This window comes from Acidiphilium sp. (assembly GCF_049977125.1).
Classification (GTDB): domain Bacteria; phylum Pseudomonadota; class Alphaproteobacteria; order Acetobacterales; family Acetobacteraceae; genus Acidiphilium.
Window position 1 is genome coordinate 1 of sequence record NZ_JBMFGY010000106.1, and the last position, 10,935, is coordinate 10,935.

General features: G+C 55.7%; 8 protein-coding genes. 2 read left to right on the top strand and 6 right to left on the bottom strand.

Going from position 1 to position 10,935, the window contains the following annotated elements; all coding sequences use genetic code 11:
- Positions 1–609, top strand: a 609-nt coding sequence (locus ACP5E6_RS13610; protein ID WP_427954845.1) for a hypothetical protein, incomplete at its 5' end; no start/stop codon positions are given.
- Positions 610–1,132: 523 nt separating this feature from the next.
- On the opposite strand, the gene ACP5E6_RS13615 is transcribed toward ACP5E6_RS13610, so the two are convergent.
- From ACP5E6_RS13615 to ACP5E6_RS13640, 6 genes are read right to left on the bottom strand one after another with little or no spacing between them, the layout of a single operon-like run.
- The gene (locus ACP5E6_RS13615; RefSeq protein WP_427954847.1) at positions 1,133–2,491 is read right to left on the bottom strand and encodes an MFS transporter; all 1,359 of its coding nucleotides are present in this window, start codon (positions 2,489–2,491) and stop codon (positions 1,133–1,135) included.
- Complete coding sequence (locus ACP5E6_RS13620; RefSeq protein WP_427954848.1) at positions 2,488–3,231, bottom strand: peptidylprolyl isomerase; 744 nt, start codon at positions 3,229–3,231, stop codon at positions 2,488–2,490. The genes ACP5E6_RS13615 and ACP5E6_RS13620 overlap by 4 nt, the downstream gene beginning before the upstream one ends.
- On the bottom strand, positions 3,228–3,944 hold the full coding sequence (gene narI / locus ACP5E6_RS13625) for a respiratory nitrate reductase subunit gamma (RefSeq protein WP_427954849.1): 717 nt from the start codon (positions 3,942–3,944) through the stop codon (positions 3,228–3,230). The genes ACP5E6_RS13620 and narI overlap by 4 nt, the downstream gene beginning before the upstream one ends.
- On the bottom strand, positions 3,941–4,576 hold the full coding sequence (narJ, locus tag ACP5E6_RS13630; protein WP_427954850.1) for a nitrate reductase molybdenum cofactor assembly chaperone: 636 nt from the start codon (positions 4,574–4,576) through the stop codon (positions 3,941–3,943). Before narJ ends, narI begins: the two co-directional genes overlap by 4 nt.
- A gap of 8 nt (positions 4,577–4,584) precedes the next feature.
- Positions 4,585–6,111 carry a nitrate reductase subunit beta gene (gene narH, locus ACP5E6_RS13635; RefSeq protein WP_427954851.1) on the bottom strand — a complete coding sequence of 509 codons (1,527 nt, stop codon included), beginning with the start codon at positions 6,109–6,111 and terminating at the stop codon, positions 4,585–4,587.
- Positions 6,108–9,848, bottom strand: a complete 3,741-nt coding sequence (locus ACP5E6_RS13640; RefSeq protein ID WP_427954853.1) for a nitrate reductase subunit alpha — start codon at positions 9,846–9,848, stop codon at positions 6,108–6,110. The genes narH and ACP5E6_RS13640 overlap by 4 nt, the downstream gene beginning before the upstream one ends.
- Before the next feature lie 596 nt (positions 9,849–10,444).
- Between ACP5E6_RS13640 and ACP5E6_RS13645 the strand changes: the two genes are divergently transcribed.
- Positions 10,445–10,879, top strand: a complete 435-nt coding sequence (locus tag ACP5E6_RS13645; RefSeq protein WP_427954855.1) for a MarR family winged helix-turn-helix transcriptional regulator — start codon at positions 10,445–10,447, stop codon at positions 10,877–10,879.
- Positions 10,880–10,935 lie beyond the last annotated feature (56 nt).

The window sequence follows — 10,935 nt, forward strand, 5'->3', positions numbered from 1 at the left end:
CATGGCGAGGCCCTACCCCTTGCCGGCCGAGACGGGTGCGGTAGCCGCTTCTCTTATTCCGTGTTGTCTTCTTTTCTCTTTCATTTTTCTGGTTTTGCGTTACGTCGGATAAAAATCGATCGAGAGGAAATCGGCATGGCCAAGCCTATCAAGGGATCATCAAAACCATCGGCAAAGGCATCTGCTTCCGGGCAGGCGGATGCCTCATCCACGAAAGTGCAAATGGCTGCTGCCAAGGTTCCTGCGAAAGCCGCGCCGAAACAGCCGGAGAAGCCCCCGGCTAAGCCGATGACCGCGCCGGCAAAACCGAAATTGTCTGTCCAGGAATTGCGGGACAGGGTCGAACAGCTGGAACAAGCATACAGCGCCCTGAAACTGAAGAACAAGGCTGATCGCAAGTCTCTGACCGAAGCCCGCGCCCAGATCAAAACGCTTCAGGCGGAATTGGTAAAATCGAGAGCAGCACCGCCCGTCAGCGAAACCGTAGCGACACCTGAAAATGATCCATCGCCCTCCTCTGCCATTGCGGCGGAGACCGTGGAAGAACCTTCGTCCAAGCCGAAGGCAAATCCCCAGAAAAAGCCGGTCACCAAGCGAAGCAAAATCTAAATCTGACCTGCTGTCGCCTTACCGTGTTGCCTGGATTTCGGCTCGTCCTTCGGCAAGCCATTCGTTGATCTCAAGGTCGGGGTCGATCAGGGCTAGCTACCAACTGTGGCTTGAGCGGTGGATAGGCCCGTGCGTTCAGCCATCAGATCATTTCGATCAACTGTCGAACATAAAAAACTCTGATCGGCCCAAGGTATCTTTCGGTGGAGATCGATTCCAACAGACCGGTCGTAGAAATCTGTCGGAAATTTTACATGTAGCCGAATAGAATCGTAAGAGGGGCGAAAATGTGGGTAACCGTTCATTTTTTCCTTGCACCGATTCGGCGCAGGGGAGTCTCTGTGTCATGTGCCTCCGTCCGTCACCCTTTCCGCATTCAGCGCTCGTGTGGTCCGTTCGGATAATTTTCAACTTCGCGCCCATCAGATACTCCCGTCGTTCTAATCGTCGCATCAGGGTATCGAATCCGATTTCGGTCGCGATGGGAATCCCCCTCGATCAAGAGTCAGCCTCGGAAGGGGTATTATGAGCCGTCGGAGCGCACTGAGAAGTCCGGGCTAGCAAAGACTTGACGATCATCTCGTATCACAGTTCTCAATACACCAGTTAAGACGAGACTAACGAGGGCCAACGCAACATAAACGGCAAAGCCCCGTGCGTACCCAACAGCGCCCATCATCGCAACGACATAACCCAGTATCGGAGGCACTGCGAAGCCGCCCAGCGCGCCGAGTCCACCGACCCAACCGGCTGCGCCGCCAACCGCATGTGGCACATAATTCGGAACCAAACGAAACACGGCGGCATTGTTCACCCCCATACCCGCTCCAACGAGCAATTCACCGATAATTGACATTACGAAACTACTGGAGAGAGTCATAATTGCTGCACCTATGAGTAGGACCAACAAGGAAAGCGCGGCTATCGTCTCACCGCCAAACCTATCAGCCCAACTACCGCCAGGCACACGAATCAATGATGAGAGCAGAGAGAAGCTTGCCGTCAAAAGCACCGCAGTCCAGTGCGTGGTACGGAAAAAGCTCTGCCAATAGATCGGAAACCACGCGGTTAGAGCTAGGAAACCGCCGAAAGTAGTAAAATAGAGGATTACCAGCGGCCATGTGCGCCATTCAGCTGCTGCCTGCCTAAGCGTTTGTAGCGCGCTCGCCTGCGGCAACAGCTCCTGTCCAGCGCGTTCGGCTGCAATCCTGCTTTCGTCACGGGAGAGTCCAGCATGCTGATATTGAAAGAAAGGTGCATTGTAACCGAGTCTGAGATATAATCCGATTCCTACTAAGACGATCGCGAGCGAGACCAGATAGGCCGCCCATAAGCCCAAGAAAACAATCATTAGCGGCAAGATGACGGCGACCAGACCAGGCGAAGTGTTTCCGAACCCAGCATAGGCCGCGAGAGCCCAGCCCTGTTTTTTCCTGGGATACCAGTAAGACACTTGGCCGATGCCAACCGAAAATGTTGCGATGCCACAACCGCCCAGCGCACCAAACAGCAGCAGCAGAGGGTAAAGATTTTGGCCAAGATGATCGGGATAAAATGTCAGCAGCATATAATAGAGACCTCCGATACCAATCACCGAAAGCATTAACAGGATCAGGAACGGCAGCTTGCCACCCGTCGTGTCGACCCAGGCGCCGAAGGGGATGCGTAGGAGCGACCCAGTAAGCATTGGAATAGCAACCAGGAAACCAACCTGCTCGGGGGATAGATGCATCACCTTGACAAAACTATGAGCCGTCGGCCCGAACAGCGAGACGGCCCCGAAGCCAATGAAGAAACCGATCGTGGCACCGAATAGTGCATGGCTCGGGCTGCCGCGCAACGCAGGAAGGTCTTGCAAGCCATTCTTATGTTGGTCTCTCATGAACTAATTTCCTTTAGTTGAGCATCACCAAGGAGGGTGGCAGCGTAGTGCTGAGCAGCGGCGCGCCAAGCTTCTTCACGCAATCGATCGCGGATCAGTTCGCGCACCATCTCGAACGGAAGATCCCGTCCATCTTCACGCTCGTCCAGTCTGAGAACATGGTAGCCGTGCCGAGAGGGAACCGGGACAGGACAAATCGTGCCCGGCGTCATGGCGAGCAGCATGTTTGCAATCTCGGGTGTTACGTCCCGGACGCTCACCTGACCGAGGCAACCACCTTCGGATGCAGTCGGGCAAGTCGAGTATTCACGGGCGAGATCCGAAAATCGAGCAGGCTGGTCGGCGAGTATCGCGCCAATACGCACGGCGATCTGGCGGGCTTGGCGGCGGGCATCCACCGAGGTCATGTCGGCAGCAATTAGGATGTGCGCCGCCTGAAAAAGGCTCGGGCTACGGAACATTTTGGCGCGGTTATCGAACACGGCCTGACACGCCTCATCTGAAATATCGTTGACGCGAACATGGCGCTCGAGAACTTGACGGATAAGGTTTTCCTCCTCTGTCTCGCGCACAGGAGATCCGTTATTATCTGGAACAAGCTCGAGGCGATGCGCTTCTTCGAGCAGCGCCGACCGCAGGCGCAATGCCAGTTCCGCCCGGTGCCAAGCTTCTTTTTGTGTGGCGGCGGGATGGTATTGAAGTTCGCGGGCGATGAGTTCTTCGGACAGAACTGCGGTCATTGCCGCGTCTCCCGCACTACGGACGGCGCCGGATGACGCGTCCGCACGATCTGATAGCCGCGTCGCCCAAGATACCAGACCGGCGCGCTCCATATATGAATCATCCGCGTGAACGGAGAGACTAGGAAGATCGTGAAGCCTAGAAGAATATGCACGCGGTAGATTAGTGGTGTGCCTTTCAAAAGCCGTGCCACATCAGGCTGGAATGTGACCACTCCCTTCACATAGGTCACGAGTTGTTCGAACACCCCGCCCCCCATGTGCTCGGCCGAGATCGGAACAGTGAGCAGACCGAGAGCAAGCTGGCACCAGAGCATGAGCACGATTGCTACATCCCACGCCCTGCTATTGTGTCGAATCCGCGGATCGGTAAGGCGACGGTGGATCAGGATGGTCAGGCCGATGATCGCGATGGCTCCAGCCAAGCCACCGACACCCATTGCCAGTAATTCGTGTTGCGCCGGACTAATCAGCCACGAAATCGCCCAGTCCGGCATAAGGAAGCCGACGAAATGGCCGCCGATTACAATGAGGACGCCGTAATGGAACAGGTTCGAACCCAGCCGTAACCGATCGCGGCGCAACAGTTGTGAGGAATCGCTCTTCCAAGTGTAGGCGCCGTAATCGAAGCGGATCAGACTTCCAACAAGCAGAACGGAGAGACAGATATATGGATATACTCCGAAAAGAGCCGTATTGATCCAGCCGCTCATGATTGACCTCCAGCACATGGAACAATGGGAATAGAAGACGCGGTGAATTGGACCGGTGACTCCGCCCAGTTTGCATCGCGTACATCGGCGGGTTCATCTTCGGGTGAGGCTGAGGTAATGTCTGGCGCAATCTGCGGCGCCAGCGCGATAATGGCATCGAACACCGCAGCATAATCACTCTTACGCTTTGCGAGGCGCCCGGCCAGGGATCTTGCAATCGGACTGATCTCATCAAGCAAACCGCGCGCCTCATTATCTCCGACGACGTCGAGAAATTCCAGAAAAAGGGGAAGAAAGTCTGGCAGTTCGCCCGGTTGCATCTCGAGTCCGTGGTCCTCATATTGCGTCCGCAAATCGACCATTGCCTGCCCTCGATCACGCGATTCACCGTGAACGTGTTCGAAAAGATAGAGCGAGAGCGACCGCGTCTGATCAAACAACTTAACATAGAGTTCCTGCGTATCGAGCAAATCGTCTTTGGCGATACGCTCCGCAAGCGCGGCTAACCTTGGCGCAATATTGCTTGGCAGCGCCGTTGTTTCACGTAATAAAAGCGTAATATCCGCCGCGGCCTCCTGAAGCTGGAGATCCGGGTAAGCTAGAAGCAAGCTAAGAATTTTGAAGATACGCATGTCGGACCTCACACGTTTTCCGGCGCAATCGGCACCGGCCGATGGCTGGGTGTGCCGAATAGACTAGGCTTCGTTATGCCGCCGGAGCAGCCATTACCAAAACTGAAACCGCAACTGCCGCGCAGGTCGAACGCATCCTCACCGGCTTCGCGGTGGGTAGAAGGGATCACAAAACGATCCTCGTAATTGGCGATCGCCATCAGCTGATACATGGCCTCGATCTGTTCGTGAGTCAGGCCAACACGATGGGGGATTGACTCATCGATAACCCCGTCCACCGTCTTGGCACGCATATAGGCCCGCATTGCGAGCATCCGCTCCAGCGCCTGCTCCACTGGCGCCACATCACCGGCTGTCAGAAGATTGGCTAGATACCGCAACGGTATCCGAAGGCTGCGTACGTCAGGCATGCCGTTGCGCTCCGCGATGGCGCCGACACTTGCCGCAGCGGTGATCGGCGAGAGCGGCGGCACATACCAGACCATCGGCAGTGTGCGGTATTCGGGATGAAGTGGGAACGCGACCTTCCACTCCATTGCGAGTTTCCAGACCGGGGAGCGGCGCGCCGCCACCAACCAGTTTTCCGGCACACCATCGGCGCGCGCCTGGCGGATCACTTCCGGATCGTTCGGATCGAGGAAGATCGACATTTGGCTTTCATACAAATCTTGGGGCTCGGGGACACTGGCGGCCTCCTCGATCCGGTCGGCATCGTAGAGCACCACACCGAGATTGCGGATGCGGCCCACGCAAGTCTCCGAGCATACCGTGGGTTCACCGGCCTCAATGCGAGGATAGCAAAAAATACATTTTTCGGATTTGCCTGACTTCCAGTTGTAATAGATCTTTTTGTATGGACAACCTGATATACACATGCGCCAACCACGGCACTTGTCTTGGTCAATTAGCACGATACCATCCTCGTCGCGCTTATAGATAGCTCCAGATGGACAGGCAGCAACACAGGTAGGATTCAGGCAGTGCTCGCACAATCGTGGCAGATACATCATAAAGGTGTTTTCGAACTGACCGTAGATTTCCTTTTGGATGCCCTCGAAATTCGAATCAGCACTGCGCTTCTCGAATTCACCGCCCAAGATTTCCTCCCAGTTTGGACCACGCTCGATCTTTTCTATCCGCTCGCCACTGATCAGCGAGCGTGGCCGAGCAGTCGGGGCAGTCTGCATTTCTGGCGCGGATTGAAGATGTTCGTAGTCGAAGGTGAAAGGCTCGTAGTAATCGTCTATCTCAGGGAGGTCTGGATTGGCAAAAATATTGGCTAACACTCGCCATTTCGCGCCGATACGAGGCTGGATTGTACCATCGGGCAAGCGCCGCCAGCCGCCGTTCCAACGCTTCTGATTCTCCCATTCGCGCGGAAAGCCGACGCCGGGTTTAGTTTCGACATTGTTGAACCACGCGTATTCAACACCTTCGCGAGAAGTCCAGACATTCTTGCATGTCACTGAACAGGTGTGGCAGCCGATGCATTTGTCGAGATTCAAAACCATCGCCACCTGGGCGCGGATCTTCACGATACAGTCTCCCTTCTTGCGACTTCGAGGGGTTGATCGAGCCAGTCCACCTCGTCGAGTTTGCGGACAATGACGAACTCGTCACGATTTGAGCCGACAGGGCCGTAATAGTTGAAGCCATAGGCGAGTTGACCGTAGCCGCCGATCATATGAGTCGGCTTCAGGACGGTTCGCGTCACCGAATTGTGGATGCCGCCGCGCTGTCCCGTGAGTTTGGAGCCGGGGGTATTTACGGTCTTTTCCTGAGCATGATACATGAGAGTCATGCCTTCCGGCACGCGCTGGGACACCACGGCGCGGGCAACCAGAGCTCCATTCGCGTTGTAGGCTTCGATCCAATCGTTATCGACGATGCCTACGGTTTTCGCGTCGATTTCACTGATCCAGACCACCGGTCCACCGCGATTAAGCGTCAACATTAGGAGGTTATCGGTATAGGTGCTGTGGATGCCCCATTTCTGATGCGGCGTAATGAAATTGAGCACGAGATCTTTGCCGTTGGCGTTGCGCTCTTCGATCATCGGACTGATGCTACGGGTGTCGATCGGGGGCCGCCAAACACAGAGGCCCTCGCCGAAAGCGCGCATCCAGAGATGGTCCTGGTAGATCTGTTGACGTCCAGTCAGAGTTCGCCATGGGATCAGCTCATGCACGTTGGTGTAACCGGCGTTGTAACTGACATGCTCGCTTTCGACCCCAGACCAAATCGGTGAAGAAATGATTTTGCGCGGCTGCGCCTGAATGTCGCGGAAACGGATTTTTTCATCCTCGCGTGCGTTGGCTAGGTGAACGTGTTCCCGACCGGTATGAACCGTCAACGCCTCCCACGCCTTAACTGCAACCGCACCATTGGTTTCGGGTGCCAGCATCATGATCGTCTCAGCTGCGTCGATATCGGTTTCAATTCGCGGCCGGCCGGCCGCCATACCTTCGCTTACGGTTCCATTCAGGTGACCAAGAGAATCAACTTCCTCCTGTGTGTTCCAGTTCAGTCCTTTGCCGCCATTTCCAAATTTGTCGAGCAGAGGCCCGAGGGAGGTAAAGGCTCGGTAGACATTCGGATAATCGCGCTCGACTAGACTCACTTCCGGCATTGTCAGGCCTGGAACCGGCCGGCCATCTCCGCGCGTCCAGTCGCTCACACCGAAAGGTTGAGCGAGTTCGCCAGGCGTATCGTGCATCATCGGTGCGAGCACTACATCGCGTTCGCGCCCGAGCACTTCGGGTGCGATACGCGAAAACGCTTCTGCTATTCCCTTGTAGATATCCCAATCGCTGCGTGACTCCCAGGCAGGATCAACCGCCGCGGACAGCGGGTGGATAAAGGGGTGCATGTCCGATGTATTGAGGTCGTTTTTCTCATACCAAGTCGCCGTAGGTAAAACGATGTCGGAATGCAATGCGGTGGTAGACATCCGGAAATCCAGCGTTATCAGAAGGTCCAGTTTTCCCTCTGGCGCCTTGTTGTGCCAGATTATATCGCGCGGTTTCGTGCCACTACCCCGTGTTCCGATATCCTTACCCTGGACGCCATGAGATGTTCCGAGTAGATGTTTCAGAAAATATTCGTGGCCTTTTCCCGAAGCACCCAAAAGATTCGAGCGCCAGACGAATAGATTGCGCGGCCAGTTGTCCGGATGGTCAAGATCCTGACTAGCGAACTGCAAGTCACCACTCGCGAGTTGCCCAGCGACATAGTCAGGCACGGGCTGGCCCGTTGCTTCGGCAGCGGCAGCGAGGTCAAGCGGGTTGGCACGAAGCTGCGGCGCGCTGGGCAGCCAGCCCAGTCGTTCCGCACGAAGATTATAATCCATAAGCGCGCCCGACCAATCGCCTTCCGGTGCCGTCGGTGACAGTAGATCGCTTATTTCAAGCGTCTCGTACCGCCACTGATCGGTATGCGCGTAAAAAAACGAAGTTCCGGCCATCTGGCGCGCGGGCCGCTGCCAGTCGAGAGCGAACGCGAGCGGCAACCAGCCAGTCTGCGGACGCAGCTTTTCCTGCCCAACATAATGCGACCAACCGCCACCCGATTGGCCAACACAACCGCAAAGCACGAGCAGATTGATTATCGCTCGATAGCTCATGTCCATGTGATACCAGTGGTTCAACCCCGCCCCGAGGATCACCATTGATTTACCGTGCGTCTTGGCCGCATTCTCAGCAAATCCGCGTGCGACCTCAATCACCCGATCGCGGGGCACACCCGTGATGTTCTCCTGCCAAGCAGGCGTGTAGGGTACGTCGTCATCGTAGCTTGTCGCCACGTTCGTGCCACCGAAACCCCGATCGAGCCCGTAGTTGGCTGCAAGCAGATCAAATACGGTCGTGACGAGCATTTCGCCTTCAACCCCCGCGATTCTGCGGATCGGCAATCGGCGAGCAAGGACATCCTGATGATCCGTGCCCGAGACATGTGCATTCCTGGAACTGCCAAAATAAGGAAACGCAACTTCCTCAAATCCGTCCGCCGCGCCGGCGGCTGAAAGTGCAAGGCGCACATTGGTTCCGTCACTGCTTTTTTCCTCAAGGTTCCAGCGGCCGTCTTCGCCCCAACGGAATCCCAACGTGCCATGCGGTGCCACGAGGTGACCGGTTCGTTCGTCAAATGCAAGTGTTTTCCATTCTGGATTATTGGCCTCGCCGAGTGCGCCTACGACATCTGATGCACGCAGTAACCGCTCGGGCACCAGATGCGCGCCCTGCCGAACTAAGCGAACGAGGAAAGGCAGGTCGGAATACCGGCGACAATAATCGGTGAAATAAGGATCGGCGTTATCGATATGGAATTCCCGAAGCACGACATGGCCTAACGCCAGGCCCAAAGCGGCATCGGTACCTTGTTTTGGGTGGAGCCATAGATCTGCGAATTTCGATGCCTCACTGTAATCCGGTGAAACAACGACACTTTTGGTGCCACGATACCGCGATTCTGTATAAAAATGCGCGTCCGGTGTGCGGGTCTGCGGAACATTGGAACCCCAGAGGATGACATAGCCGGCGTTGAACCAATCGGCACTCTCCGGAACGTCAGTCTGCTCTCCCCAAGTCTGCGGTGAGGCTGGAGGCAGGTCACAATACCAATCGTAGAAGCTGAGGTTGACACCACCAATCAACGAGAGATAGCGTGAACCAGCCGCATATGACACCATCGACATCGCTGGAATCGGCGAGAAACCGAATATCCGATCCGGCCCGTAACGACGGATAGTGTAGGCATTCGCGGCCGCAATGAGTTCATTCGCCTCATCCCAAGTGACGCGGACGAAGCCGCCCTTGCCGCGTACGAGTTGGAAATCGCGACGCGCAACTTCGTCGTCCATGATCGAGGCCCAAGCGGCGACCGGCGGAAGGTTTTGGCGCGCGGCACGCCAGCGACGGATCAACCGGCCACGAACCATCGGATGCTTTAGGCGATTGCCGCTATAGAGATACCAGGAATAGCTCGCTCCTCGCTGGCAGCCTCTCGGCTCGTGATTCGGCATGTCCGGTCGCGTCCGCGGATAGTCGGTCTGCTGGGTCTCCCACGTAACGATACCGCCCTTGACATAGATCTTCCATGAGCATGAACCCGTACAATTCACGCCATGAGTGGAGCGAACGATTTTGTCATGCTGCCATCGTCCGCGATAAGCATCTTCCCATGTGCGGTCCTCACGCGTAGTGATCCCATGTCCATCGGCGAAGGTCTCGGGTTTACGGCGAAAAAACGTCATGCGATCAAGAAAGTAACTCATGGCTGGAGCCTCCAAGACAGCTTGCGGAAACGGCGTGCGGCACCCTGTCGGTAGACTAGTCGGACTCGTATCGACATCTCGGGCGAGCTCCGCGATATGTATCGTGAAACGATATAAGCGGGACCAACCGTAAGCGTCGTTGATCTATATCAACATGCACAAAGCAATCGCCGATTGATCGCCGTACGAGGTAGGGGAAGTAGGGACAAAATCGGGAAATCATCGCGTGCGAGGTGGCAACCACGGCAAACTCCGCCGTCATGCGGGCGTATACGCAGCCAACGATAAAGATTTCGTTCTCAGCTGCGATCAGCGGCTAACACTGTGCTATCTACGAGGCAACAAGCGTGCCAGCACTAATAATTTGGACTTCAATCAGGACCATCGGTAACAAAGAGAGGATGGTAGCAAACAGCGCGAATACCGACAACGGCACCAGTCGCCGGGTAATAAAAGTCTCCCAGACTGAGATAGCGATGGGTTTTTTGCTCGCGGTTCGATATGGCCCATCTCGCAGTTAGGAAATGAGGAATTCGGCTGATTATATCGTTCACCGGTGATTCCCAGTGGTCTACGAAAATGCAATAGGACATTTCATGGCCCAGCCGAACCTAACTGATCGGGATTACCGGACCCTTGCTGCGTTCCGCTATGCGCTGCGGCAATTTCTGGCCTTCAGTGAAACCGCTGCGCGCGTCGCTGGGCTGACGCCACGCTATCATCAGGCACTTCTGGGCATTAAGAATGCACAGAACGCCGGTAGTGCGAGCATCGCAGACCTGGCAGACTTCCTTATCCTGCATCACAACAGCACGGTAGAGTTAGTAAATCGGCTAGTTCGTGCTGGTTACGTGACACGTGCCGCCGACAAGCTCGATGGTCGGCGGGTACTGTTGAGCTTGACCGAACTGGGAGAAGAACGGCTGGCGGCATTATCAAGCATCCATCTCGCTGAAATCGAGCGCATCGGACCCGAGTTGAGACGCCTGTTGTCCGAGATTACACCAGCGGAAAACCCGAAAAGTCCCTAAACTGAAGTTTTTACTTCAGAATGACCTGAACATGGCGGACCGCATCGCGTAGCGCG

Excerpts from the sequence above, each read along its gene's own strand:
- ACP5E6_RS13615 (WP_427954847.1), bottom strand. The coding sequence starts at position 2,491 with ATGAGAGACCAACATAAGAATGGCTTGCAAGACCTTCCTGCGTTGCGC.
- ACP5E6_RS13620 (WP_427954848.1), bottom strand. The coding sequence starts at position 3,231 with ATGACCGCAGTTCTGTCCGAAGAACTCATCGCCCGCGAACTTCAATAC.
- narI (WP_427954849.1), bottom strand. The coding sequence starts at position 3,944 with ATGAGCGGCTGGATCAATACGGCTCTTTTCGGAGTATATCCATATATC.
- narJ (WP_427954850.1), bottom strand. The coding sequence starts at position 4,576 with ATGCGTATCTTCAAAATTCTTAGCTTGCTTCTAGCTTACCCGGATCTC.
- ACP5E6_RS13640 (WP_427954853.1), bottom strand. The coding sequence starts at position 9,848 with ATGAGTTACTTTCTTGATCGCATGACGTTTTTTCGCCGTAAACCCGAG.
- ACP5E6_RS13645 (WP_427954855.1), top strand. The coding sequence starts at position 10,445 with ATGGCCCAGCCGAACCTAACTGATCGGGATTACCGGACCCTTGCTGCG.